28 protein-coding genes are annotated in these 26,654 nt (G+C 41.7%); 27 read left to right on the top strand and 1 reads right to left on the bottom strand.

Annotation, left to right across the window (positions count from 1 at the left end; all coding sequences use genetic code 11):
* Nucleotides 1–7 precede the first annotated feature (7 nt).
* Genes ACSLGF_RS16440 through rsmI form a run of 3 tightly spaced genes read left to right on the top strand, consistent with a single transcriptional unit; the run spans nucleotide 8 to nucleotide 1,893 of the window.
* Entirely contained in the window at nucleotides 8–751 is a 744-nt protein-coding gene (locus tag ACSLGF_RS16440) for a tRNA1(Val) (adenine(37)-N6)-methyltransferase (RefSeq protein WP_456007219.1), read from the top strand.
* Nucleotides 738–1,037 (top strand): GIY-YIG nuclease family protein, encoded by a 300-nt coding sequence (locus tag ACSLGF_RS16435; protein ID WP_099728336.1) that lies wholly within the window; start codon nucleotides 738–740, stop codon nucleotides 1,035–1,037. Before ACSLGF_RS16440 ends, ACSLGF_RS16435 begins: the two co-directional genes overlap by 14 nt.
* Nucleotides 1,012–1,893, top strand: coding sequence for a 16S rRNA (cytidine(1402)-2'-O)-methyltransferase (gene rsmI / locus ACSLGF_RS16430; protein ID WP_456007217.1), 882 nt, complete (start codon nucleotides 1,012–1,014; stop codon nucleotides 1,891–1,893). Before ACSLGF_RS16435 ends, rsmI begins: the two co-directional genes overlap by 26 nt.
* Before the next feature lie 44 nt (nucleotides 1,894–1,937).
* On the opposite strand, the gene ACSLGF_RS16425 is transcribed toward rsmI, so the two are convergent.
* Nucleotides 1,938–2,228, bottom strand: a complete 291-nt coding sequence (locus ACSLGF_RS16425; protein WP_087975202.1) for an AbrB/MazE/SpoVT family DNA-binding domain-containing protein — start codon at nucleotides 2,226–2,228, stop codon at nucleotides 1,938–1,940.
* Nucleotides 2,229–2,748: 520 nt separating this feature from the next.
* On the opposite strand from ACSLGF_RS16425, the gene metG reads away from it, so the two are divergent.
* The 24 genes from metG to yabQ all read left to right on the top strand — a co-directional run bounded on the left by metG (nucleotide 2,749) and on the right by yabQ (nucleotide 26,650).
* Nucleotides 2,749–4,749: a methionine--tRNA ligase gene (gene metG, locus ACSLGF_RS16420; protein WP_456007215.1), complete on the top strand. Its 2,001-nt coding sequence runs from the start codon at nucleotides 2,749–2,751 to the stop codon at nucleotides 4,747–4,749.
* A gap of 81 nt (nucleotides 4,750–4,830) precedes the next feature.
* Nucleotides 4,831–5,598 carry a TatD family hydrolase gene (locus ACSLGF_RS16415; RefSeq protein ID WP_456007213.1) on the top strand — a complete coding sequence of 256 codons (768 nt, stop codon included), beginning with the start codon at nucleotides 4,831–4,833 and terminating at the stop codon, nucleotides 5,596–5,598.
* 244 nt (nucleotides 5,599–5,842) lie between these two features.
* Complete coding sequence (locus tag ACSLGF_RS16410; RefSeq protein ID WP_456007211.1) at nucleotides 5,843–7,045, top strand: ubiquitin-like domain-containing protein; 1,203 nt, start codon at nucleotides 5,843–5,845, stop codon at nucleotides 7,043–7,045.
* Between the two features lie 160 nt (nucleotides 7,046–7,205).
* Nucleotides 7,206–7,766, top strand: a complete 561-nt coding sequence (gene rnmV / locus ACSLGF_RS16405; protein ID WP_034324499.1) for a ribonuclease M5 — start codon at nucleotides 7,206–7,208, stop codon at nucleotides 7,764–7,766.
* Entirely contained in the window at nucleotides 7,759–8,637 is an 879-nt protein-coding gene (rsmA, locus tag ACSLGF_RS16400) for a 16S rRNA (adenine(1518)-N(6)/adenine(1519)-N(6))-dimethyltransferase RsmA (RefSeq protein ID WP_456007209.1), read from the top strand. Before rnmV ends, rsmA begins: the two co-directional genes overlap by 8 nt.
* A gap of 323 nt (nucleotides 8,638–8,960) precedes the next feature.
* Entirely contained in the window at nucleotides 8,961–9,845 is an 885-nt protein-coding gene (gene yabG / locus ACSLGF_RS16395) for a sporulation peptidase YabG (protein ID WP_456007207.1), read from the top strand.
* Between the two features lie 213 nt (nucleotides 9,846–10,058).
* Entirely contained in the window at nucleotides 10,059–10,316 is a 258-nt protein-coding gene (gene veg / locus ACSLGF_RS16390) for a biofilm formation stimulator Veg (protein WP_003217979.1), read from the top strand.
* A gap of 162 nt (nucleotides 10,317–10,478) precedes the next feature.
* Nucleotides 10,479–10,664 carry a small, acid-soluble spore protein, alpha/beta type gene (locus ACSLGF_RS16385; RefSeq protein WP_012008653.1) on the top strand — a complete coding sequence of 62 codons (186 nt, stop codon included), beginning with the start codon at nucleotides 10,479–10,481 and terminating at the stop codon, nucleotides 10,662–10,664.
* A gap of 146 nt (nucleotides 10,665–10,810) precedes the next feature.
* On the top strand, nucleotides 10,811–11,680 hold the full coding sequence (gene ispE / locus ACSLGF_RS16380; RefSeq protein ID WP_456007205.1) for a 4-(cytidine 5'-diphospho)-2-C-methyl-D-erythritol kinase: 870 nt from the start codon (nucleotides 10,811–10,813) through the stop codon (nucleotides 11,678–11,680).
* Nucleotides 11,681–11,735: 55 nt separating this feature from the next.
* Complete coding sequence (gene purR / locus ACSLGF_RS16375) at nucleotides 11,736–12,569, top strand: pur operon repressor (protein ID WP_456007203.1); 834 nt, start codon at nucleotides 11,736–11,738, stop codon at nucleotides 12,567–12,569.
* 38 nt (nucleotides 12,570–12,607) lie between these two features.
* Entirely contained in the window at nucleotides 12,608–12,985 is a 378-nt protein-coding gene (gene ridA / locus ACSLGF_RS16370; RefSeq protein WP_099728328.1) for a 2-iminobutanoate/2-iminopropanoate deaminase, read from the top strand.
* Between the two features lie 223 nt (nucleotides 12,986–13,208).
* Complete coding sequence (gene spoVG / locus ACSLGF_RS16365; RefSeq protein ID WP_008357439.1) at nucleotides 13,209–13,505, top strand: septation regulator SpoVG; 297 nt, start codon at nucleotides 13,209–13,211, stop codon at nucleotides 13,503–13,505.
* A gap of 199 nt (nucleotides 13,506–13,704) precedes the next feature.
* Nucleotides 13,705–15,075, top strand: a complete 1,371-nt coding sequence (gene glmU / locus ACSLGF_RS16360; protein ID WP_456007201.1) for a bifunctional UDP-N-acetylglucosamine diphosphorylase/glucosamine-1-phosphate N-acetyltransferase GlmU — start codon at nucleotides 13,705–13,707, stop codon at nucleotides 15,073–15,075.
* A gap of 22 nt (nucleotides 15,076–15,097) precedes the next feature.
* Nucleotides 15,098–16,051 carry a ribose-phosphate diphosphokinase gene (locus ACSLGF_RS16355; protein WP_003217907.1) on the top strand — a complete coding sequence of 318 codons (954 nt, stop codon included), beginning with the start codon at nucleotides 15,098–15,100 and terminating at the stop codon, nucleotides 16,049–16,051.
* A gap of 137 nt (nucleotides 16,052–16,188) precedes the next feature.
* Complete coding sequence (locus tag ACSLGF_RS16350) at nucleotides 16,189–16,815, top strand: 50S ribosomal protein L25/general stress protein Ctc (protein WP_456007199.1); 627 nt, start codon at nucleotides 16,189–16,191, stop codon at nucleotides 16,813–16,815.
* Between the two features lie 140 nt (nucleotides 16,816–16,955).
* Nucleotides 16,956–17,522: an aminoacyl-tRNA hydrolase gene (gene pth / locus ACSLGF_RS16345; RefSeq protein ID WP_456007197.1), complete on the top strand. Its 567-nt coding sequence runs from the start codon at nucleotides 16,956–16,958 to the stop codon at nucleotides 17,520–17,522.
* A 55-nt stretch (nucleotides 17,523–17,577) separates the two neighbouring features.
* Complete coding sequence (locus tag ACSLGF_RS16340) at nucleotides 17,578–17,808, top strand: anti-sigma-F factor Fin family protein (RefSeq protein WP_003217967.1); 231 nt, start codon at nucleotides 17,578–17,580, stop codon at nucleotides 17,806–17,808.
* A 67-nt stretch (nucleotides 17,809–17,875) separates the two neighbouring features.
* Entirely contained in the window at nucleotides 17,876–21,409 is a 3,534-nt protein-coding gene (gene mfd / locus ACSLGF_RS16335; protein ID WP_456007195.1) for a transcription-repair coupling factor, read from the top strand.
* 139 nt (nucleotides 21,410–21,548) lie between these two features.
* Nucleotides 21,549–22,085 carry a stage V sporulation protein T gene (gene spoVT, locus ACSLGF_RS16330; protein ID WP_003217990.1) on the top strand — a complete coding sequence of 179 codons (537 nt, stop codon included), beginning with the start codon at nucleotides 21,549–21,551 and terminating at the stop codon, nucleotides 22,083–22,085.
* Nucleotides 22,086–22,289: 204 nt separating this feature from the next.
* On the top strand, nucleotides 22,290–23,894 hold the full coding sequence (locus tag ACSLGF_RS16325) for a putative polysaccharide biosynthesis protein (RefSeq protein WP_456007193.1): 1,605 nt from the start codon (nucleotides 22,290–22,292) through the stop codon (nucleotides 23,892–23,894).
* Nucleotides 23,884–25,374 (top strand): bifunctional methyltransferase/pyrophosphohydrolase YabN, encoded by a 1,491-nt coding sequence (yabN, locus tag ACSLGF_RS16320; RefSeq protein ID WP_456007191.1) that lies wholly within the window; start codon nucleotides 23,884–23,886, stop codon nucleotides 25,372–25,374. Before ACSLGF_RS16325 ends, yabN begins: the two co-directional genes overlap by 11 nt.
* Nucleotides 25,371–25,631 (top strand): RNA-binding S4 domain-containing protein, encoded by a 261-nt coding sequence (locus ACSLGF_RS16315; RefSeq protein WP_456007189.1) that lies wholly within the window; start codon nucleotides 25,371–25,373, stop codon nucleotides 25,629–25,631. The genes yabN and ACSLGF_RS16315 overlap by 4 nt, the downstream gene beginning before the upstream one ends.
* A 75-nt stretch (nucleotides 25,632–25,706) precedes the next feature.
* Nucleotides 25,707–26,015 (top strand): sporulation protein YabP, encoded by a 309-nt coding sequence (gene yabP, locus ACSLGF_RS16310; RefSeq protein ID WP_034665732.1) that lies wholly within the window; start codon nucleotides 25,707–25,709, stop codon nucleotides 26,013–26,015.
* Nucleotides 26,012–26,650: a spore cortex biosynthesis protein YabQ gene (gene yabQ, locus ACSLGF_RS16305; RefSeq protein ID WP_456007187.1), complete on the top strand. Its 639-nt coding sequence runs from the start codon at nucleotides 26,012–26,014 to the stop codon at nucleotides 26,648–26,650. Before yabP ends, yabQ begins: the two co-directional genes overlap by 4 nt.
* The last annotated feature ends 4 nt before the right edge of the window (nucleotides 26,651–26,654 follow it).

Below are 26,654 nucleotides of genomic sequence, written 5' to 3'. Positions count from 1 at the left end.
ATACATCATGGTTTCGTTAAGAGAAGATGAACGTTTAGATTACTTGCTCGCTGAAGATATGAAAATTATTCAAAGTAAAACTGTGTTCGCCTTTTCATTGGATGCGGTATTATTAGCAAAATTTGCGTATGTGCCGATCCAAAAGGGGGAAATCATCGATCTTTGTACGGGAAATGGCATCGTGCCATTGCTGCTTTCAACTCGATCTAAGGCCTCTATTACAGGTGTTGAAATTCAAGAACGTCTGTTTGATATGGCAAAAAGAAGTGTGGAGCATAATCAATTAGAGCATCAGATTGAATTGATACATGGTGATTTGAATGATATGCCAGAACGCTATGGCAACCACAAAGTAGATGTGATCACATGTAATCCGCCGTATTTTAAGACACCCTCTAAGGATGAAATCAATGAAAATGAATATTTGGCGATTGCACGGCATGAAATTCATTGTACATTAGAAGATGTCATTCGTGTTTCTTCCACTTTGCTGAAGCAAGGGGGAAAACTGGCAATGGTTCACCGCCCAGGACGATTGCTTGAGATTGTTGAAATGATGAAGAAATACCGTATTGAGCCAAAGCGAATTCAATTTGTTTATCCTAAACAGGGGAAAGAAGCCAATACAATCTTAGTAGAAGGCATGAAAGATGGAAAGCCAGATTTGAAAATCTTGCCGCCCCTCTTTGTTTATGGGGAAGACCAAGAGTATACAGAAGAAATCAGGACGATACTATATGGAGAAGCATAATCATTACTTTTATGTATTGAAATGTGCAGATGGCAGTTTGTATGCTGGGTATACAAATGACTTACAAAAAAGGCTGACTACCCACAATAGTGGAAAGGGAGCAAAATATACAAGAGCGAGACGGCCGGTTGAGCTTTATTACCATGAATGTTTTTCAACCAAAAGAGAAGCCATGCAGCAAGAATATCGTTTCAAAACTTGGACACGTCAAAAGAAAGACATTTATATAGAAGAAATGCGAATGGAAAAGGAGGCGGCACATGAAAAAGACACAGAAGAGCTTTGATGGTCAATCCGAAATGGGTATTCTTTATCTTGTACCAACCCCAATTGGAAACTTAGAAGATATGACGTTCCGAGCGATACAAACGTTAAAAGATGTAGACTATATTGCTGCAGAAGATACGAGACAAACGAAAAAGCTTTGTCATGTATATGAAATTGATACACCGTTAACGAGTTATCATGAGCATAACAAAGACAGCAGTGGTTACAAGTTAATCGAATGGTTAAAAGAAGGGAAAAATATCGCATTAGTGAGCGATGCTGGTTTACCGACTATTTCTGATCCAGGAGCTGAAGTGGTTCGAGACTTTACAAGCATCGGAGGCTATGTCATTCCGCTACCTGGTGCAAACGCGGCATTAACGGCGCTCATTGCGTCAGGGATCGCGCCACAGCCATTTTTCTTTTACGGTTTTCTTGATCGTCAAAAAAAAGAAAAGAAAAAACAACTGGAAGCATTGAAGAAACGCCAAGAAACGATTATTTTCTATGAAGCGCCCCATCGGTTAAAAGAAACGCTGACCGTGATGAAGGAAGTGTGGGGGAACCGGAACATAGCGATTACGCGAGAGCTGACAAAAAAATTCGAAGAGTTTATTCGTGGAGATTTAGAGTACGTGCTGACATGGGCTACGGAACAACAAATTCGCGGCGAATTTTGTCTTGTGGTACAAGGAAATGACCAGGATGAAGAAGAGTTGAATGAAGAAGCCTGGTGGAAGCCCTTATCTGAAAAAGAACACGTGATTCATTACATAGAGGAAGGATTGACGTCGAAGGACGCCATTAAACGTACAGCAGTCGAACGTGGTGTGCCAAAGCGCACGATATACGATGCCTATCATATTGAACAATAAAGAAAGGTTCTTGCAAACGGTGCAAGAACCTTTTTATATGAAACTTATTTTTGTGATTGAAGTTGGTTTTGGATTTCGTTAATGATTTGCTCTGCACCTTCACGGCTAAGAACTAATTTACCATTAGCAAGTTTAAGGTTATCGTCTGATACTTCACCTGTTACTTGGCAAGTCATGTTTGGTTTATATTTTTTTAGGATAATTTTTTCATCATCAACATAAATTTCCAAAGCGTCTTTTTCAGCGATTCCTAGTGTACGACGAAGTTCGATTGGAATCACCACGCGTCCTAATTCGTCAACTTTACGTACAATACCTGTAGATTTCATCTTCATTCTCCTCCCAAAAAGTTCTTATTCTTAATATAATATTATCTTCGTCATTATTCGACAAATTCCTTACATTCCTAGCATAACAAGGTTTCCATAAATCGTCAATCATTTTGTTTACTATTGTTTGTAAAATATGACTCTTAAAGTCAAAGGACCTTGAAACTATTGGTGTATAAGGATTTTGTGGACTTCATCTATGAAAATATGATAAATGATGAGAATAGATTGACAAGACTTTTGCCCTAAATTAGCCAATTATAAATCTGGAAGTATATTTCATACGACAATATTCGACAAAATGTCGAGCGTTTTGTCGTTTTTTCGAAAAACTCATCTTTTTCCGATCATTTCATCTTGTTCTATGTATATATGCTTGATCTTAAAGGCTAAGATGGTATCATAGAGAAAGCACAAGTGCAAAACATAATGAAATGATCTGACACATTTTAATGAAGTGATTATAACCGCTCTCGTCCATTGGGCGGGAGCTTTTGACATTTACACACACGCAGGAGGTTCCGACATGCCGGAAAAGAAAAAAACGTTTTATCTGACAACACCTATTTACTATCCGAGCGGAAAATTACATATTGGACATGCTTATACGACAGTGGCAGGGGATGCCATGGCTCGTTATAAACGTCTTCAAGGCTATGATGTGATGTATTTAACAGGTACAGATGAGCACGGACAAAAAATTCAGCAAAAAGCTGAAGAACAAAATATTACACCGATTGAGTATTTAGATCCCGTCGTTGCAGACATTCAATCATTATGGAAGAAACTCGACATTTCAAATGATGATTTCATTCGTACAACGGAAAAAAGGCATACGAAAATCATTGAGCAAGTCTTCCAAAAGCTGCTTGATCAAGGAGATATCTATTTAGATCAATATGAGGGCTGGTACAGTATTCCTGATGAAACATTCTATACGGAAACACAGCTTGTTGATGTTGAGCGAAATGAGAAAGGTGAAGTCATTGGCGGGAAAAGCCCCGACAGTGGTCACCCTGTTGAATTGATTAAAGAGGAATCATATTTCTTCCGTATGAGTAAGTATGCGGATCGTTTACTGGACTACTACGAAAAGAACCCATCGTTCATTCAGCCTGAATCAAGAAAGAATGAAATGATCAATAACTTCATTAAACCAGGTTTAGAGGATTTAGCTGTATCAAGAACAACCTTTGATTGGGGAATTAAAGTACCTAATAATCCGAAACACGTGATTTATGTATGGATTGATGCGTTATTCAACTATTTAACAGCGATTGGCTATGGAACCGATCAGGATGAAAAATATAAAAAATATTGGCCTGCCAACGTGCACCTTGTAGGGAAAGAAATTGTGCGCTTCCATACAATTTATTGGCCGATTATGCTGATGGCACTTGATCTGCCTCTGCCGAAACAAATTTTCGCACACGGCTGGCTGCTCATGAAAGATGGCAAAATGTCTAAATCAAAAGGGAACGTGGTAGATCCGGTCACATTAATTGATCGCTATGGCCTTGATGCCCTTCGTTATTATCTACTTCGCGAAGTACCATTTGGTGCGGATGGCGTGTTTACACCAGAAGGATTCGTGGAACGTGTAAACTATGATCTTGCCAATGATTTAGGAAACTTGCTTAACCGTACAGTTGCGATGGTGCAAAAATATTTTGACGGTACATTAAGCAGTTATAAGGGTCCTGTCAATGAGTTTGATGAGGAGCTTAAAGCTGTGGCTGAACAAACGGTAAAAGCTTATGAAGAATCGATGGAAAACCTTGAATTCTCGGTGGCTCTTACAAATGTTTGGACATTGATCAGCAGAACCAATAAATATATTGATCAAACAGCTCCATGGGTGTTAGCGAAGGATGAAACGAAACGAAAAGAATTGCACTCTGTCATGTATCATTTGGCAGAATCACTTCGAATCACAGCAGTGCTGTTAACACCATTCTTAACAAAAACACCTGAGAAAATCTTCTTCCAGCTTGGAATTGAAGAAGAGAAGCTTAAAAGCTGGGACAGCACTCTTTCTTTTGGTGCGATTCAAAAAGCAACGGTACAAAAAGGAGAGCCATTGTTCCCGCGTTTAGAGGTTGAAGAAGAAGTGGCGTACATTAAAGAGAAAATGCAGGGAAGTGCGCCTAAGGTAGAAGAAGAGAAAGCTGAAATAGAAGAAACGGAATTACCTGAACTGGGAGCAGAAATTGCATTTGATGATTTCTCGAAAGTTGATCTTCGGGTAGCACAAGTATTGGAAGCAGCCCCAGTTAAAAAAGCGGATCGTCTCTTAAAGCTTCAGCTTGATTTTGGATTTGAAAAAAGACAAATTGTCTCAGGGATTGCCAAGCATTATCAACCAGATGAATTGGTAGGGAAGAAGCTTGTTTGCGTAGCGAATCTCACGCCAGTTAAACTCAGAGGGGAAATTTCCCAGGGAATGATTTTAACTGGGGAAACTGGTGGGAAATTGCAGGTCCTTGAAGTGGATCAATCTCTAGCGAATGGAACAAAAATTTTATAAATCAACAAAGGTGTTCCACGTGTAACATTTCGTCGAACACCTTTTGTTTTTTAGGAGAATTGTCGAAAGGAGCAATCAACGATGTTATTTGATACACATGCCCATTTAAATGCGGAACAATACAATGAAGACTTAGAGCAGGTGATCGAAAGAGCAAAAAGTGAAAAGGTAGAGAAAATCGTGGTAGTCGGGTTTGACCGCCCAACCATAACGAGAGCGATGGAGTTAATTGAAGAGTATGATTTCATTTTTGCAGCGATCGGCTGGCATCCTGTCGATGCCATTGATATGACAGATGAGGATTTGGCTTGGATCAAAGAATTATCTCAACATGAAAAGGTCGTTGCCATTGGAGAAATGGGTCTGGATTACTATTGGGACAAGTCGCCAAAAGATGTACAAAAAGAAGTCTTTAGACGTCAAATTGCTCTTGCGAAGGAAGTGAATCTGCCAATCATCATTCATAACCGTGACGCAACGGAAGATGTCGTGACGATCTTAAAGGAAGAAGGAGCGGCGGAGGTTGGTGGTATTATGCACTGCTTTACAGGAAGCCTAGAAATTGCAAAAGCGTGTATGGATATGAACTTTTATATTTCATTCGGTGGACCCGTGACATTTAAAAATGCCAAAAAACCGAAGGAAGTTGTAAAGGACATACCAAGTGATCGACTATTGATTGAAACAGACTGCCCATATTTAACACCAGCGCCATTTAGAGGGAAACGAAATGAGCCAAGCTATGTGAAATATATCGCAGAACAGATTGCCGAATTACGAGAAATCAGCTTTGAAGAGCTTGCTGAATTGACAACAGAAAATGCGAAAAAAGTTTTCCGTATAAACTGACAGTATATGATGTCAAACCTTGTTTAAGCCTGTCCAATTGTGAAACATAACGAAAAAGTTCTACACGTTTGCTGCTCCTCATAGGATAAGTTGTCGATAAGTCTTTCTTCCCTTCCTTCCATAAATCTCCCATAATAGGTTTACAATCGAGTATTTTTGTACAGTGGGTGGAAGGGTTGACAGGTTTTGAGATACTCTATATAATCTCTCCGAGGAGAAGGAGGCGTTTTTCATCGTACAAAAAATGAAAAATCTGTTTTCTGTCAAGCTAGGAAAAGGCAAGGTTTTATTACTAGTCGCTTGCTTACTTTTAGTTGGAACTGGGACGGCTTACGGTGCACATGAGTTCACTAAGCAGTCTATTACCATTTCAATCAATGGTAAAGAGAAGACAATTCGTACACATGAAGAGACAGTAGCACAGCTGCTTTCAGTCCTTGGGATAAGGACCAGGGCGGAGGATCATATCTCTCCAAGTCTAAATACAAAGATTCAAGACAACATGAACATTGTGTATGATGCGGCTATACCGGTTCATCTGACCCTAGATGGGAAAGAGAAAACGATATGGACAACAGATCAGACGGTTGAAGCATTATTGAAGAATGAGAAGATAGATATTGGGAAGCACGATCAAGTGACTCCAGGAAAGAATGACAAGATTAAAAAGAATATGAATCTTGTGGTTCAGCAGGCCTTCCAGGTCAGCTTAAAGGATGGAGGAAAGGATAAAAAAGTGTGGACCACTTCGACTACGGTCGCTGACTTTTTAAAGCAACAAGAGCTGAGGCTCAATAAGCACGATAAGATCAAACCTGCGTTACATAGTAACATTTCTAAAAAAAGCGCAGATATCCAGATCACTCGGGTGGAAAAAGTCACCGATGTAGTGGAAGAGAAAATTGCTTTTGATACCAAACATAAAAAGGATCGTTCTCTTGAAAAAGGAAAAGAGAAGGTGCTTAAAAAAGGTGAAGAAGGTAAATTGAAGAAGCACTATGCCATTGTGAAAGAAAACGGCAAAGTGGTGTCTAAAGAATTAATCAAAGAAGTAACTGAAAAAGATAGCAAGGATCGTTTAGTGGCCATTGGTACTCAAGTGTCCAAAAAGGAACCTAAAGCATCCCCTGCAGTTTCAAGAAGCAATGAATCATCAGGAAAAGAATTCTACGTGACGTCAACAGCCTATACAGCGAGCTGTGCTGGATGTACGGGCAGAACGTCTACAGGTTTTAATTTAAAAGCAAATCCGGGTGCAAAGGTCATAGCAGTTGATCCGAGTGTCATTCCGCTAGGCTCTAAAGTGTATGTGGAAGGCTATGGATATGCCGTTGCATCAGACACTGGATCTGCTATAAAAGGGAATAAAATTGATGTGTTCGTCCCAAGTAAGTCGGCAGCTTATCAATGGGGAAATAAACGAGTAAAAATTAGAGTGCTCAAATAAACACATCAAATCATTTATATGAACAGAGGGCTTTGCGCACCCTCTGTTTTTTTGGTTATAATAGAAGCACTGTTTTCTAATTAATTAGACGCAAAAACAGCATGAAAGGTTTCGTTTTTTGACCAAAAAATGTTTATTGTTTTTGCAAGCGGAGGAATAAATGAAAATCAAAGAAATCATTGTGGTGGAGGGTCGTGATGACACTGCCAGAGTGAAGATGGCCGTTGATGCAGATACGATCGAAACAAACGGATCTGCCATTGGCGATACAGTCATTCAACAAGTGCGTCTTGCTCAGGAGACGAGGGGTGTCATTATTTTAACAGACCCTGATTTTCCTGGTGAAAAGATCCGTAAAACCATCGCAGAAGCGGTTCCAGGTTGTAAGCACGCTTTTTTGCCAAAACATCTTGCGAAAGCGAAGCGGGACAAAGGGATTGGCGTCGAGCACGCTTCCTTGGACAGTATTCGGGAATGCCTTGCCCATGTCCATGAGGAAATGGAAGAATCGGAAAGTGACATTACATTAGACGACTTATTTGACGCAGGTCTTATCGGAGGCGATGCATCGAAACGCCGCCGCGAACGACTAGGTGTGCTTTTAAATATAGGATATACCAATGCGAAGCAGCTGCAAAAGCGCCTTCATATGTTTCAAATAACCAAACATGATTTTATTGCGGCCTTAAAGACCGTCATGCAGGAGGAAGCCGATGAATAAAGATATTGCGACACCCGTCAGAACGAAGGAAATACTAAAGAAGTACGGTTTCTCTTTTAAAAAGAGCTTAGGGCAGAACTTTTTAATTGATACAAATATTTTAGATCGTATAGTCGATCATGCAGAGATTACGGATGAGACCGGCGTTATTGAAATTGGACCTGGTATCGGCGCATTGACAGAACAGCTCGCTAAACGAGCAAAGAAAGTGACCGCTTTCGAAATCGACCAGCGTTTATTACCCATTTTAAACGATACACTTTCTCCGTATGATAATGTCACCATCATTCACCAAGACGTATTGAAGGCGGATGTAGGAAAGGTCATCGAAGAAAACTTTGCTGACTGTAAAGAAGTGATGGTTGTAGCCAACCTTCCTTATTACGTGACGACACCGATTATTATGAAATTTCTGGAAGAAAACCTTCCATTGAAAGGGATTGTGGTCATGCTGCAAAAAGAAGTCGCAGATCGTATGGCAGCTGTCCCTTCATCAAAGGAATACAACTCGCTTTCTATTGCGGTTCAATTTTATACGGAAGCGAAAACGGTCATGGTTGTGCCTAAAACCGTTTTCGTTCCCCAGCCAAATGTTGATTCGGCTGTTATTAAACTAACAGTTCGTGAAACGCCTGCTGTCTCAGTAGAAAATGATGCATTTTTCTTTCAGCTCATCCGTGCGAGCTTTGGCCAGCGCCGGAAAACGTTGATGAATAATCTGTTGAACAATCTGCCTGATGGTAAAAAACATAAAGCCATCATTGAAGAAGCCCTTGAAACAGCTGACATTGATGGAAAGCGACGCGGTGAGTCATTATCCATTGAGGAATTTGCCCGTTTATCTAACGTTTTACAAAAAGCCCTATTTTAAGGGCTTTCAGCGTGTAGACAAACCCTCGCATTCTTTGTCAGGTCTGCGCGCCGGTGCTCACGAATGTCAAATTCGCTCCGCTCCGGTGCTCGTCCTTCCTAGACTTCAAAGGTTTTCAATCACGCTGAAAAGAAGACAAAGGGCTAAAATAAAGTTCATTTTAGCCCTTTGTCAACAATCTGAAAGCCCTATTTTAAGGGCTTTTTCTTTTGTTTTTCACCACTTTATCCGTTCGGGCATAGGCTAGAAAGAACAGCACACATGAACATGTTCAACGCAAGACGATACCAACAGGATATGAGCCTGATTGTGGAGTGAAAAGCATGCAATTTCAAATAGGAGATATGGTGACGAGGGCATCCTATCAAATGGATATTATGTTTCGTATCATTCGAATTGATGAGACAGATCAGCACGAGGCCACCGCCATTTTGCATGGGAATGAAGTGAGGCTGATTGCTGATGCAAAGATGTCTGACTTGGTCTTGATTCAAAAAGAGGAGCAGCTGACAAGAGAGAAGGACGACGAACGGAAAATTAACGAATCGCTCGATTTACTCAGACAGGATTATCAGCTGCTGCGTGAAAAACAAGAGTATTATACTTCTGGACAATATCAGCATCAAGAGCAGTATTTCCACATGCCCGGAAAGGTTCTTCATTTAGATGGAGATGCTTCATACTTAAAGAAATGCTTAGACGTATATGAACGAATTGGTGTGCCTGTGTATGGCGTGCATTGCCACGAGAAGAAAATGCCAAGCATGATTGAATCGTTAATTGATCAATATCGACCTGATATCTTGGTCATCACAGGACATGATGCGTATTCCAAACAAAAGGGCGGTGTACATGATATCGGTGCCTATCGCCATTCTCGTCATTTCGTTGAAACGGTTCAAAAAGCAAGAAGGAAAATTCCGCATTTAGATCAGCTTGTGATCTTTGCAGGTGCCTGTCAATCTCATTTTGAATCATTGATCCAAGCAGGTGCCAATTTTGCAAGCTCACCTTCACGTGTCAACATCCATGCGCTCGACCCCGTCTATATTGTTGCGAAGATCAGCTTCACTCCATTTGTAGATCGAATCAACGTGTGGGATGTGCTCCGAAATACATTAACAAGAGAAAAAGGTCTCGGAGGAATCGAAACGAAGGGTGTTTTAAGGGTTGGTATGCCATATAAAAGAGACCATGAATCGACATAACCCGACTGATTTCAGTCTGGTTTTTTTTATATTCAAAAAGAAATTTCAAACGGATACATAATTCACCGGAATTTGAGAAAAATAGGGAGAAGAAAAGGTAGAAGTTTGTCAAAATTATTTTGTTGACAATGGCTCGTGTTCGTTGATATAATTTAATTTTTATTTGACAAAAACGAGCCGTTGTTGTATAATTATCTCAGTGAGGTGGATGCAATGGCGAAGACTTTGTCCGACATCAAAAGATCGCTTGATGGTAACTTAGGTAAACGTTTGACGTTAAAGGCTAACGGAGGCCGCCGTAAAACAATTGAGCGTTCGGGCATTTTAGCTGAAACGTACCCTTCTGTTTTTGTGATTCAATTAGATCAAGATGAGAATTCGTTTGAAAGAGTTTCTTACAGTTATGCAGATATACTGACTGAGACGGTCGAATTAACGTTCGATGATACCGCTAGCTCAGTCGCCTATTAATGGGCAGTGAACTTCTTGTTTACTGCTTTTTGTTTTGCCTTTTTTTCTGTATGGGCGCCTGTCCATTATTTGAAAGGGGTAAAAGGAAAGATTCGATACAAAATAAGAAAGCCACGAAGCAGTGGCGCTGATTCGAATTCTCGACTAAAGGGGCTGTTTCGTTTGGGTAGACGCCGAGGCATTATGTCAGATGAGTTCAAATACGAACTGGCGAAGGATCTTGGATTTTATGATACCGTCAAAAATGGAGGCTGGGGAGAGATTCGTGCGCGTGACGCAGGTAACATGGTCAAACGTGCCATTGAATTAGCTCAACAGCACATGGCTCAGGATGAGAATCAACGATAGATAAACGGTCAGGGATACCTCGGGTGTCTCTGGCTTTTTTTGATGCAAAAGTCAGTGTGCTGGGCGTAAAAGCCAATATTCATCAGATCCATCAAATGTGATACAATATTGATACTTATGTTTAGATGGAGAAGTAGGTGAAATGTTTGCGTATTTTAGAAAAAGCACCGGCAAAAATTAATCTTTCACTTGATGTTCATGGAAAAAGGCCAGATGGATATCACGAAGTGGAGATGGTGATGACAACAATAGACCTTGCAGATCGACTAGAGCTGACGGAGCTGGACAAAGATGAAATCCGTGTATCATCTCATAATCGATTTGTGCCAGATGATCAGCGTAATCTGGCCTATCAGGCGGCTAAATTACTAAAAACAAGATTCGGTATTCAAAAAGGAGTATCGATTGTCATTACAAAATCAATTCCTGTCGCAGCAGGTCTAGCTGGGGGCAGCAGCGATGCGGCAGCGGCTCTGCGCGGCTTAAATCGCTTGTGGAAGTTAAATCTCACGTTAGATGAACTAGCTGAGCTTGGAGCGGAGATCGGCTCAGATGTCTCTTTTTGTGTACACGGAGGGACAGCGCTAGCGACAGGACGTGGAGAGAAACTGAAGCATATTGCGACACCTCCGCATTGCTGGGTTATTTTAGCGAAGCCGGTGATTGGGGTATCTACAGCTGAAGTCTACAGACAATATGACGCAGGCAAAGTAGAACACCCAAATGTACAGCGTATGATAGAAGCAATTGAAGCGAAAGACTATAAAGGGATGTGCGGCTCACTCGGTAACGTTTTGGAATCTGTGACATTAAAGATGTATCCAGAAGTAGATATGATTAAGAGACAGATGAAGCGTTTCGGTGCAGATGCTGTTTTAATGAGTGGAAGCGGCCCAACTGTATTTGGCTTGATTCAATATGAATCGAAGGTACAAAGAATATATAACGGACTGAGAGGATTTTGTGATCAAGTTTACGCTGTCCGCATGATCGGCGAACAAAATGACCTTGATTAAATCCGTATATTAAGTTATATTATTCATAAATTATTCGGGTTCTGGGGGTAAGTTCATGAAGTTTCGTCGAAGCGGCAGATTGGTGGACTTAACAAATTATTTGTTAACCCACCCGCACGTACTAGTACCGTTAACATTTTTTGCAGAGCGATATCAATCTGCGAAGTCCTCCATTAGTGAAGACTTAACGATTATTAAACAGACCTTCGAACAGCAGGGAATAGGCACATTGCTTACTGTCCCTGGAGCTGCTGGCGGAGTGAAATATATTCCAAAGATTCACCTAAAAGAAGCAGACGAAGTAGTAAACGATATCGGAGAGGCTTTATCGACTCCTGAACGTGTACTTCCTGGCGGTTATTTATATTTAACCGATGTTTTAGGCAATCCATCGATTCTTGCGAAAATCGGTAAGCTTTTTGCGACCATCTTTGCGGACCGTGCGATTGATGTCGTCATGACCGTTGCGACGAAAGGTATTCCAATTGCCTATTCTGTTGCAGGTTATTTAAATGTGCCTGTTGTGATCGTTAGAAAAGATAATAAGGTAACCGAGGGATCAACTGTGAGTATTAATTATGCGTCAGGTTCTTCTAACCGAATTCAAACCATGTCACTTGCAAAGCGGAGCTTAGATAAAGGATCCAATGTCCTGATCATTGATGACTTTATGAAAGCGGGCGGAACCATTAACGGCATGATGAATCTGCTTGAGGAATTCAATGCAAATGTTGCAGGGATCGGTGTTCTTTTAGAAGATGAGGGCGTAGATGAACGTCTTGTCGATGAATATATATCGTTGTTAAAGCTGTCCACCATTGATATGAAGCAGAAGATCATTGAGATCAATGAAGGCAATTTCCACGAGTTTTTTCATTCCAAAGCTTAAGCTTTGATCAAACATGTATTTGAATGGGAGAGATTGATATGACAAAAGTTGTTCAAACCAAAAATGCACCAGCAGCCATTGGACCTTACTCTCAAGGAATGATTGTCAATAACATGTTTTACAGCTCAGGCCAGATTCCATTAACGCCAGCTGGAGATTTCGTAAACGGAGATATTAAAGACCAAACACATCAAGTTTTCCGTAATCTCGAGGCCGTACTTGAAGCAGCAGGTGCTTCATTTGAAACAGTCGTGAAGGCAACTGTTTTCATTAAAGATATGGAACAATTTGCTGAAGTGAATGAAGTGTACGGTGAGTATTTCCATACGCATAAGCCAGCTCGTTCATGTGTAGAAGTAGCAAGACTTCCAAAGGATGCACTTGTAGAAATTGAAGTTGTTGCACTAGTGAAATAAACAGGCAGCCTCATTGATAGCCGTTTGGTTTCATCATATGCAGGAAAAGGCATCATCATGATGTCTTTTTTCAAGGAGAAGATGTAAGCGCCGTCATTAAATTGACAAAAAATGTATAAATATCCCGATATTTCAAAAAAGTTTAAAAAAAGAGCAGGAGAATCACCACAATCGTTGAATACCTAAGTAATGCTTTTATATTGGGAAAAGGTGGTGAACTACTGTGGAAGTTACTGACGTAAGATTACGCCGCGTGAATACCGATGGTCGCATGAGGGCGATTGCATCCATCACGCTGGACCACGAATTTGTTGTTCATGATATTCGTGTGATTGATGGAAATAATGGGTTGTTTGTTGCAATGCCTAGCAAACGCACGCCTGATGGAGAGTTTCGTGATATTGCACATCCAATTAACTCAAGCACTCGGGGTAAAATCCAAGATGCTGTTTTAAATGAATATCATCGCTTAGGCGAAGAAGAAGAAACAATTGAATATGAAGAAGCTGGAGCTTCTTAATCATATGTGAATCCAAAAGGACAGCTTTAAGAGAAAATGGAATGTTTTCTTTTAAATGCTGTCTTTTTTGCGTTTTTTCTTCTGTTTTTTCTGTGTTTCATCCATTAGAAAATTATTGTACTTCCTCATGTATCCTTGAAATCAGTTCTTATTTAGGATATATTTTTCTATGGATAATAGGGATATTGGAGGCCAATCAATGGATAAGCGGTTCGCAGTGATTTTAGCAGCGGGAAAAGGAACGAGAATGAAGTCAAAGCTATACAAAGTACTTCATCCAGTTTGCGGAAAGCCAATGGTCGAGCATGTGGCAGATGAAGCGTTAAAGCTTTCTTTAGCCAAACTTGTGACGATTGTCGGTCATGGAGCAGAGGACGTCAAGGAACAGCTTGGGGATAGAAGTGAATATGCACTTCAAGAAGAACAGCTGGGAACAGCACATGCCGTCAAACAAGCAAGGTCGTTCCTCGCGCAGGAAAAGGGAACAACCATTGTTATCTGTGGAGACACGCCATTATTGACAGCGGAAACAATGGAAGCCATGTTAAGCGAGCATCAAAAACATCAAGCGAAGGTCACTATTTTAACAGCACATGCGGATGACCCAACAGGCTATGGCCGTATTATTCGTGACGAAACAGGTGCTGTTGTGAAGATTGTGGAGCATAAAGATGCGAATGATGCAGAACGTCAAGTGAATGAAATTAATACAGGGACCTATTGCTTCGCAAATGAAGATCTCTTCCGTGTGATTGAGCAAGTGTCGAATGAAAATGCACAGGGCGAATACTATTTGCCAGATGTCATTGAAATTTTAAAGAATGAAGGACAAACAGTTGCAGCCTATCAAACACCGCATTTTGAAGAAACACTTGGAGTAAATGATCGTATTGCTCTATCACAAGCAGAGCAATTCATGAAGCGACGTATTAATCATCAGCATATGAAGAATGGTGTGACCTTGATTGATCCTGAGAACACGTATATCTCGCCAGATGCTGTCATCGGTGAAGATACAATCATTTATCCTGGGACGGTCATCAAAGGGAATGTAAAAATCGGTGCAGACGCCACCATTGGGCCGAACACTGAAATTGTTGATAGCATCATCGGAGATCGAACAGTGATTAAGCAATCTGTCGTCTGCGATAGTGAGGTTGGAGTAGATGTGACAATTGGGCCGTTTGCGCATATTCGCCCGTTGTCGAAAATTGGCGATGAAGTGAAGATCGGGAATTTTGTCGAAATCAAGAAAACGGTTTTCGGTGACCGCAGCAAAGCATCCCACCTAAGCTATATTGGAGATGCAGAGGTCGGCACTGATGTAAACCTTGGCTGTGGATCAATTACAGTCAACTATGATGGGAAGAACAAATTCATAACAAAGATTGAAGACGGCGCCTTTATTGGCTGTAATTCAAATCTCGTCGCACCAGTCACTGTCGGAAAAGGGGCATATGTTGCAGCCGGTTCAACGGTTACAGAAGATGTGCCGCAGGATGCATTGTCTATTGCTAGAGCAAGACAAGTCAATAAAGAAGATTATGTGAAAAATATTCATAAAAAATAATCCAAATACCCGGAGGTTTACCATGTCTAATCGTTATGCTGATGCGAATTTAAAGATATTTTCTTTGAATTCAAACCCTGAACTTGCTAAAGAAATTGCCGATCGTATCGGAGTTGATGTAGGAAAGAGCTCTGTTAAACGTTTTAGTGACGGTGAAGTCCAAATCAATATTGAAGAAAGTATTCGCGGCTGTGATTGTTATGTCATTCAATCAACAAGTGCACCAGTTAATGAGCACATTATGGAACTTCTCATTATGGTTGATGCATTAAAACGTGCTTCTGCGAAAACTGTTAATATTGTGATCCCTTATTACGGATATGCACGTCAAGATCGTAAGGCAAAACCTCGTGAGCCAATCACTGCGAAGCTTTTTGCCAACTTACTTGAAACAGCTGGTGCTACACGTGTTATCGCACTAGATCTACATGCGCCGCAAATCCAAGGTTTCTTTGATATTCCAATCGATAACTTAATGGCTGTGCCAATCTTAACAAACTATTTCGAACAGAAAAACTTGAATGATATTGTCGTTGTGTCTCCTGACCACGGTGGTGTGACACGTGCGCGCAAAATGGCAGACCGCTTAAAAGCGCCAATCGCAATTATCGACAAACGTCGTCCGAAGCCAAACGTTGCTGAAGTGATGAACATTATTGGTAACATTGAAGGTAAAACGGCGATTCTGATTGATGATATCATTGATACAGCTGGTACCATTACACTAGCAGCAAATGCGCTTGTCGAAAATGGAGCGGCTGAAGTGTATGCTTGCTGTACTCACCCAGTGTTGTCTGGACCAGCAGTAGAACGCATCACAAACTCTAAAATTAAAGAATTGGTTGTAACCAACAGTATTCACTTAACAGATGACAAGAAAGTAGGTAAATTCATTCCGCTTTCAGTTGGGCCTTTGCTTGCAGAAGCCATCATCCGTGTGCATGAAGAAGAATCTGTGAGCTACCTTTTTAGCTAATTCTCTTATCAAAAAGGCCCTAGGTATCAGCTTAGGGTCTTTTTGCTGTAATAATTGACAGCCAAACATGTTTAAAATGATTCAGTTATGGGTATTTATGAAAGTAGTGACAAAAAAGAAATAGGATGGTGCTGAATATGGCAACTTTAAAAGCAAATAAAAGAACTGATTTCAAACGTTCCACACTGCAAAAAATCCGTCATTCAGGACACGTTCCTGGTGTCATATACGGAAAAAATACAGACAACCTGGCTGTTTCATTAGACAGCATCGATTTATTAAAGACCTTACGTGATGAAGGGAAGAATACGATCATCACATTAGACGTGAGCGGTGAAACAAAATCTGTGATGGTCACAGAATTACAAACAGATCCGCTGAAAAATGAGCTTGTCCACGCTGATTTCCAAGTGGTTGACTTACAGCGAGAAATTGATGCAGATGTACCTGTACAGCTGATTGGTGAGTCTAAAGGGGTAAAAGATGGAGGTGTGCTTCAGCAGCCACTATTTGAACTATCCGTTACAGCAAAACCAAAGGATATCCCGCAACATATTGAAGCTGATATTACAAACTTAGATGTAAATGATGTACTAACAGTGGGTGATCTGCCTGTTCAGTCAGCCTATCAAATAAATAACGATCCAGAAGAAGTCGTTGCATCCATTCTACCGCCTCAGCAATCCGAGGTTCCTGAGCCAGATAGCGAAGAGGAAACACAAGAACCTGAGGCTATTAAAGAAAAGGATAACAATGGAGAATAACTGGTCATTTAGAGACGTAACCCTCCCGCGGTTGCGTCTTTTGTGCTAGAATGAAAAGAATTCATACGTTTTTACATGAGGCAATCATATTGGTTCATTTTTTAGGCGTGTGCATTGTGATAAAGGAGGTTGTTGTTCTCATGATTGCATTCGTTGGATTGGGTAATCCAGGAAGAGAATACGAAAAAACAAGACATAATGTCGGGTTTATGACAATAGATGAATTATCAAAAAAATGGGACATCCCATTAAATCAATCAAAATTCCATGGACAATTTGGAACAGGGTTTGTTTCAGGGCAAAAGGTTCTACTTGTGAAGCCTCTTACATATATGAACTTATCAGGAGAATGCGTGCGTCCACTTTTGGATTACTATGATATTCCCCTTGAACATTTAAAAGTCATCTATGATGATCTTGATTTACCAACTGGGCGGATTCGTTTGCGTACAAAGGGAAGTGCAGGAGGGCATAATGGGATTAAGTCGTTGATTCAGCATTTAGGCGCACCTGAGTTTGACCGATTCCGCATCGGTATTGGCCGCCCGCAAAATGGCATGAAGGTCGTTGATTACGTACTAGGACGCTTCTCAGAAGAGGAACAGCCTGACATCGCATCAGCCATTCAAGCGTCTGTTGAAGCCTGTGAGGCTGCTTTAACAAAGCCATTTTTAGAAGTGATGAATGATTTCAACAAGAAGGTATAAGAATGATAAGCAAAGCACATACTGATCATAAAATCTCAGCATGGGAGGATCACATATGGCTTTGCATTATTACTGCCGGCACTGTGGTGTAAAGGTTGGCAGTCTAGATGAATCCGCTGTTCAAAGTGAAGCACTTGGATTTCATCACTTAACAAATGAGGAAAGAAACGATATGATTTCTTATAGGGAAAATGGTGATTTACATGTACAAACCATTTGTGAGGATTGCCAAGAGGCGCTCGAAAGAAATCCTGATTACCATCAGTATCATACTTTTATTCAATAAAAAGCTTTGGTGTAGATATTAGACCAAAGCGTTTTTCTGTTTTAAACAAGCAGGGAGGAGGAGCCAAATGAAAAACATACAATCATTTATCAAACAAAGTGATGATTTTCAGTCCATTTTTAATGGACTAAAAGAAGGGTTAAAAGAACAGCTGCTCGCCGGACTATCAGGCTCCGTCAGATCTTTATTTACAGCCGCCATATCAGACGAGCTAAAGCGGCCGATGTTTATTGTGACCCACAATTTGTATCAAGCACAGAAGGTAACAGATGATCTAGCCAGTGTGATCTCGGATCGCTCGGTCCTTCTTTATCCTGTAAATGAACTCATTGCATCAGAGATCGCAGTTGCCAGCCCTGAGCTTAGAGCACAGCGTCTAGATGTCCTGAATCGACTTGCTAATGGAGAAAACCCCATTATCGTAACCCCGGCAGCTGCGGTGCGCAGAATGCTTCCGCCAGTCGAGCTCTGGAAGGAGAGTCAGATCCATTTAAAGCTCGGTCAAGAAATTGATTTGGAGGCGTTTTCAAAACAACTCGTGCAAATCGGTTATGACCGGACGTCTATGGTTGCTGCGCCCGGAGATTTTAGTGTGCGCGGAGGGATCATCGACATTTATGCGTTAACGGAAGATCATCCTATTCGTATTGAATTGTTTGATACAGAAGTGGACTCAATTCGGACCTTCCATTCTGATACTCAGCGTTCACTAGAAACGCTTCAAGAGATCAAGATAGGTCCGGCAATAGAGCTGATTGTGAGAGGCCCTGAACGAGTGAGAGCGATAGAACAGCTTGACCAAGGACTTGCGAAGAGCTTAAAGAAATTCAACTCTGACCAACAAAAAGAGCTGCTGCATCAGAATATTTCTGCTGATCGAGAGAAGCTGCTAGAAGGCATCGTGACACAGGAAATGACGAAGTACCTGTCCTATTTCTATGAAAAGCCTGCTAGTTTGCTAGATTACACATCGCAGGATACGATTATCATTCTAGATGAAATTAGCAGAATTCAGGAGATGGAAGAGCAACTTGAAAAGGAAGAAGCTGATTGGACGATTAGTCTGCTTGAAGAAGGCAATATTCTTCATGATTTATCTCTTTCCTTCCCGTTCCAAGAGCTAATCAATCAGCAATCGAGATCCATTCTGTACTATTCCTTGTTCTTGAGACATGTCCAGCAGACAAATCCGCAAAATATCGTCAATGTATCTAGTAAGCAAATGCAGAATTTCCATGGGCAGATGAATGTACTTGCGAGTGAAATTGAACGCTACAAAAAACAACATTACACGGTTGTCTTTTTAGGTGCGGATGAAGAGCGAACAGAGAAGCTCTCGTCTGTCTTACACGATTATGACATTGAAGCTGCTCTCGCTAAACCGGACGCTGAGCTTGTAAGCGGGCAAGTGTACATTTTACAAGGTGAGCTGCAAACAGGCTTTGAACTGCCATTATCAAAAATTGCAGTGATCACAGAAGGTGAGCTCTTCAAGAAACGTGTGAAGAAGCAGGCGCGTAAGCAAAAGCTGACCAACGCTGAGCGAATTAAGAGCTATTCAGAGCTTCAAGTCGGCGACTATGTGGTGCACATTAACCACGGGATCGGTAAGTATTTAGGAATCGAAACGCTTGAGATCGGCGGCATTCATAAAGATTATTTAAATATTCATTATCAAGGAAGCGACAAGCTTTATGTACCGGTTGAACAAATTGATCAGGTGCAGAAATACGTAGGATCAGAAGGAAAAGAACCAAAGCTGTACAAACTAGGCGGCAGTGACTGGAAACGCGTGAAGAAAAAAGTAGAATCTTCTGTTCAGGATATTGCAGATGATCTCATTAAGCTGTATGCAGAACGTGAGGCAAGCAAAGGGTATGCCTTCTCGCCTGATCATGAGATGCAGAGCCAGTTTGAATCTGCGTTCCCTTACCAGGAAACAGACGACCAAATTCGTTCTATTCACGAAATCAAACAAGACATGGAGCGGGAACGTCCGATGGATCGCCTGCTTTGTGGAGATGTGGGATATGGAAAAACAGAGGTGGCCATTCGTGCGGCCTTCAAAGCTATTGCTGACGGGAAGCAGGTTGCACTGCTTGTACCGACAACGATCTTAGCACAGCAGCATTTTGACACGATTATGGACCGATTCCAAGACTACCCTATCAAAATCGCTCAGCTTAGCCGTTTCCGTACTCGGAAAGAAACAACAGAAACGTTAAAAGGGCTGAAGAACGGAACCATTGATATGGTCATCGGGACACACCGACTTCTTTCAAAAGACATTGTCTACAAGGATTTAGGACTGTTGATCATTGACGAGGAACAGCGTTTTGGCGTCACGCATAAAGAGAAAATTAAGCAGATGAAAGCCAATATCGATGTACTGACATTAACGGCTACGCCAATCCCACGTACGCTTCATATGTCAATGCTTGGTGTACGGGACTTATCCGTTATTGAAACACCGCCTGAAAATCGTTTCCCTGTTCAAACCTATGTTGTAGAGTACAATGGTGCTTTAGTCAGAGAAGCGATCGAGCGAGAACTAGCTCGAGGCGGCCAAGTGTACTTCCTTTACAACCGTGTTGAGGATATTGAACGGAAAGCAGATGAAATCTCGATGCTTGTTCCAGACGCGAAAGTCAGCTATGCGCATGGGAAAATGAGTGAGAACGAGCTGGAATCGGTCATGATCAATTTTCTTGAAGGCGAATCAGATGTATTGGTCAGTACAACCATTATTGAAACGGGCGTCGACATTCCAAATGTGAACACGCTCATTGTACACGATGCTGATAAAATGGGGCTTTCTCAGCTGTACCAGTTAAGAGGACGAGTCGGCCGCTCGAATCGAGTTGCTTATGCTTATTTCACTTATCGAAAAGACAAAGTTCTTTCTGAAGTAGCGGAGAAAAGACTTCAGGCCATTAAAGAATTCACAGAGCTCGGATCAGGTTTTAAAATTGCGATGCGTGATTTAACGATTCGAGGAGCAGGGAACTTACTTGGTGCACAGCAGCATGGATTCATTGATTCTGTTGGATTCGACCTGTATTCTCAAATGCTGAAAGAAGCGATTGAAGAAAGAAGAGGCGACACGACAGCTCAAGAAAAATTTGAGCCGGAAATCGATCTGCAAATTGATGCCTACATCCCTGACACATATATTTCTGATGGCAAGCAAAAAATCGAGATGTATAAACAGTTTAGAGCCATTGGATCGATTGAAGAGCGAAAAGAGCTTCAGGATGAAATGATTGACCGATTCGGTGAATATCCGCAAGAAGTGGCTGATTTGTTCACGATTGCGACGATCAAGGTGTACGCTGTGCAGGAACGTGTCGAGCTGATCAAGATGGAGAAAGGCATTGTCAGACTCACCCTAGATGAGAAAGCAAGCAGTGAAATCGACGGTCAAAAATTATTTGAGCTTGGCAGTAAATATGGACGTGACATTGGCTTAGGAATGGAAGGCAGCAAGCTGATTATTTCTGTCCAAACGAAAGGGAAGAAGACCGGGGAATGGCTTGAGATCGTTCTTAGCATGCTTCGAGGCCTTCAAAGTGTGAAAAAAGAAACCATTCCATCTTCATAAAATTTTGTTTGTCTCTCGTGTATATTACGTTTGATGTGACGGATACTAAACTCAGGGTCAAGTGGTGAATGTTGCATAAAGTGGACGCTTTTGTTCCATTCACCCAACACATCATCAAACGAAAGAGAGGCAGCAGTGAATGAAAGCAACTGGAATTGTACGCCGTATCGATGATTTAGGTAGAGTGGTTATTCCGAAGGAGATTCGCAGAACATTGCGTATCCGGGAAGGAGATCCGCTTGAGATTTTTGTCGACCGCGATGGAGAAGTGATTTTGAAGAAGTATTCACCGATTAGTGAGCTTGGAGACTTTGCGAAGGAATATGCTGATGCATTATTCGATAGTTTGGGTCATTCCATCCTGATCTGTGATCGTGATACGTATATTGCTGTATCCGGCAGTTCGAAAAAAGAGTATTTAAACAAATCCATCAGTGATTTACTTGAACGAACAATGGATCAGCGTAATTCTGTGTTAGAAGAAAGCAAGAAAGAAATCCAACTAGTCGATGGTATTGATGATGACGTATCTGCTTATACCATTGCACCTATTGTTGCAAACGGAGACCCAATTGGCGCCGTGGTCTTATTTTCTAAAGAGCGTTCAATGGGAGAAGTGGAGCATAAAGCGGCAGAAACGGCAGCTGGCTTCTTAGCCCGTCAAATGGAACATTAGGTCTAATAATTCTATATCATTTTGATCAAACGAAAGAATGCCGATGAAATCATTTGATTTTATCGGCGTTTTTTATATGGAAAGAAACAAAACGGGTAATGTGTCGTCTTCTCCTTAGAAAGGAACGGTTTTTCAGTAACGTATGATATAATGAGTGCGTTTAAATGTAGATCTATTTTTTGATTGAACATAAAGGAGTCATCCATGAAAAATGCTGTGAATCAGCCGCATTGGCTTTTCCAAGGTGCGGTGATTTTGACCATCGCAGGCTTGCTATCAAAGGTACTAAGTGCCGTTTATCGTGTCCCTTTTCAAAACATCGTAGGAGACACAGGTTTTTATATTTATCAGCAGGTTTACCCCTTTCTGGGCATTGCCATCATGCTCGGAACAACAGGGTTTCCTGTCATGGTGTCCAAGCTCCTGAGTGAGCATGGGGAAGAGAATCGGCGAATCATTACAAGGGTATCGTTGATGTATATCACTTTACTGAGCTTGGTCTTATTTCTTTGTCTATACATAGGAGCAGGCAGGATAGCGAACCTCATGGCGGACAGCCATTTAATCTTGCTCATCCAGATGAGTGCATTTGTTTTTCTATTTCTGCCGCTCACCGTTATGCTGAGGGGTGTTTTTCAGAGTGACGGCATGATGCTCCCAACCGCTATTTCTCAGTTGGTTGAGCAGCTCGTTAGGGTAGGCGTCCTGCTTGTTTTATCCTTTTATTTCGTGAGGCACGGCTATTCGCTTTATGAAACAGGAGCGGGTGCAGTGTTCTCCTCTATAGCGGGAAGTGCGGCCTCACTCATCCTGCTTCTTTTTCTTTGGCTGACCTATCGGAGGCAGTCGCCATTAAGCAGTGCGTTACACCAGGCGACTCTGCGGAAAAAAGATGTTTTGAAGAGTTTAGTCCTGTATACATTGACGATTTGTGTAAGCGGATTGCTTATTTTATGGATGCAAATGATTGATGCCTTTCACCTGTATGCTTTGCTCCGCAGCGAGGGTTTGAGTGAAGCGGCAGCAAAGGCGGCAAAAGGCGTGTATGACCGAGGGCAGCCTTTCTTGCAGCTAGGGACGGTGTTTGCGATTAGTATCGGAACCTCTCTTGTTCCATTTTTATCGTCAGCCATGAGGAAAGGGCACCACGAAGCGATTCGGCAAAAAGTCCGTACATCGTTTAAGACAACGTCGGTGCTAGGGATTGGTTCAGCGGTCGGGCTGATTTGTATTCTATCGTCAGTGAATACAATGCTTTTTCGTAATGACCTAGGCACAGATGCGCTGCAAATATTCTGTATATCGATCGCATTTACGTCGATTGCCATTACGCAAACCGCTTTACTTCAGGGGCTTGGGCATTCCGTGTATCCTGCTATTGTGGTGATCCTCAGTGTGCTCGTGAAATGGGTGCTGACGCTTGCGTTTGTGCCGTTATTTGGCATCCACGGTGCCGCATGGTCAACCGTATGTGGTTTTCTCGCCGCAGCCGTGCTCAATGCGGTTTACTTGAAGCGTAAAGGATGGATTTCAATGAGAGAGCTTTTTCCAGTGAAAATTCTTTTATCAGCGGCTCTCATGGCCATCGTCTTAATAGGGTATCAGGCTTTGTTTTCTTGGGTCATTCCCTTTGAAAAACGCCCGTTTTCCGTTTTAGAGAGCCTGACGTCAGTTTTTATTGGTGGTTTCGCCTTTTTATATAGTATTCTTAAGCTAGAAGTATTTACGGACGAGGAATGGAGACTCATTCCATTAGGAGAAAAGATTTTATATTTTAAACAGATGAGAGGGAATAGAAATGACAGGTAAGATTACAGTCGTCGGTCTTGGGGCAGGCGACATGGATCAGCTGACGCTCGGTGTATATAAGCAACTGAAGCAGGCGACAGAAGTATTTATGAGAACGCAGGATCATCCGCTTACCGCAGAATTGATGCAGGAGATCCCATCTCTGACCTTTTTTGATGAGATTTATGAAAAGCACGATCAGTTTGATTCGGTGTATCAGGAAATCACAGAAATTCTATTCGCAGAGGCTGCAGAGAAGGATATTGTGTATGCAGTGCCAGGACATCCGTTTGTAGCAGAAAAGACCGTGCAGCTGCTTGTCGCACAGCAGAAAGAGCGCGGGATTGAGGTGTACGTTGCTGGTGGACAAAGCTTTCTTGATGCGACCTTTAATTCCTTGCAGATTGATCCGATAGAAGGGCTGCAATTCGTTGATGCAGGGGATATGAGAGCGGAGGATTTGAAATTAACCCAGCATGTTTTGATTTGTCAGGTGTATGATCAGATGACAGCTTCGAATGTGAAGCTTACGCTGATGGAGAAGCTGCCTGATGACTATGAAGTCTATATTGTGACTGCGGCTGGGAGCAGTCAGGAACAGATGACAGCTGTTCCTTTATTTGAACTTGATCGAGATGTGTCGATAAATAACTTAACGAGTGTTTATGTACCTCCAATTCAAGATGAAAAGCTGCTCTATCAACAATTTGACACTTTCCGTGATATCATTCGTACATTAAGAGGTCCTGGCGGCTGTCCGTGGGATCAAAAACAAACCAATGATTCGCTCAAACCGTACTTAATTGAAGAGTGCTATGAACTGCTTGAAGCTATAGATGAAGACGACCCAGATCATATGGTGGAAGAGCTCGGAGATGTGCTGCTGCAAGTTTTACTTCACGCTCAAATTGGTGAAGATGATGGCTATTTCTCAATCGATGACGTCATCCAGCATGTTACAGAAAAAATGATTCGTCGACATCCACATGTGTTTGGTGATACGAGTGTCTCTGAGGCATCAGACGTGGTGGCCAACTGGGAAAAAATCAAGCAGCAGGAGAAGCCGGAGCGGTCAGGAGAAGCATCTATTTTGCAATCCATCCCGGCGATGCTTCCAGCTTTAACAAAAGCATATAAGCTCCAAAAGAAAGCCGCTAAGGTGGGCTTCGATTGGACGGACGTAGAAGATATTTGGAACAAATACGAAGAAGAAAAGCAGGAATTCCTTGTTGAAGTGGCTGAGAAAACGGACGAAGGTGCAACGAAGCATATGAAAGATGAATTTGGTGATCTTTTATTTGTTCTTGTCAATATTGGCAGGTTCTATCAGCTGGAGCCTGAAACGGCCCTCTCTTCCGCAAACACAAAATTCATGCGGCGCTTTCAACATATCGAACAAAAAGCAAAGGATATGGGACGTTCACTAGAGGATCTGACGCTAGAGGAAATGGACGATCTGTGGAACGATGCCAAACGCATAGAAAGAGGTGAACACATATGAGACTAGATAAATTTTTAAAAGTTTCTCGATTAATTAAAAGAAGAACATTGGCAAAAGAAGTAGCCGATCAAGGCAGAATTTCCATTAATGGAATGCAGGCGAAAGCAAGCTCTGACGTAAAAGAAGGAGACGAGCTTCAAATCCGCTTTGGTCAAAAACTTGTGACCGTTCAAGTCAACGAGTTAAAGGACACGACGAAAAAAGAAGAAGCGGCTGGCATGTATACCGTGCTAAAAGAAGAAAAAACAGCAGAATAGGGCTTGTTCTAAATGACCCTCCTATCACATACAATGCAGTAACAATGCAAGTATGAGATATGGGGGATGTATAAAATGAATCAATATTATAATCAACCTCAAGGCACGAAGCTGTCATCAGAAGCGGAGCACAATGTCACAATGCGAAACAGAAAGCATTTAGATATTACCGGCGTCAAACAGGTGGAAAGCTTTGATAATGAAGAATTTCTGCTTGAGACGGTCATGGGAATTCTCGCCATCCGCGGAGAAAATCTGCAAATGAAAAACTTAGATGTAGAAAAAGGCGTTGTGTCCATCAAAGGGCGTGTTTTTGACTTAATCTATGTAGATGAGCAGCACGGGGAGAAAGCTAAAGGATTTTTTAGCAAGCTGTTTAAATGACGCTGACAGTCCAGTTTTATACGATGCTTTCGATGGCGGCGATGGGCATCTGGCTGGGCGCATCGCTTGATACGTACAAGCTGTTTGTGAACCGGGAGAAAACAGCAAAATGGCTTTTGGTCATACACGATCTTCTTTTTTGGATGGTGCAAGGTCTCTTATTCTTTTATGTGCTGCTGTTAACAAATGAGGGAGAATTCAGGCTTTATATTTTTCTGGCCGTTGCGCTAGGTTTCTCGATGTATCAGGCATTGATGAAGCAGCTGTATATCAACATTCTCAAGTTTATCATGATGTGTATTTATCAGACCGTTCTAGTTCTTAAAAGGCTGGTCATGTCGATCGTCTTCCAGCCGATTCGTTGGATTGTCACATTGATCATAAGTGCTATACTGTTCTTATTCCACTCGCTCTTACGTCTTGTTCGTTTTACGTTTCGGCTCGTGTGGAAGGTGCTATCAATTGTTTGTTATCCGCTCATCTGGTTACTCAATGTGACCATTATTCATCGGATTCCCGAAAAATGGCGAACATCCGTTAGATTGTTTTTCGCAAAAGGAGCAGGAATTTTACAAGGGACCAAGAAATTATCTCGTACCATCAAAACGAAATGGAAACAATTCTGGACAAAGTAAGAGA

The organism is Bacillus sp. A015, from assembly GCF_053851875.1.
This window is presented reverse-complemented; position numbering and strand designations above follow the sequence as displayed.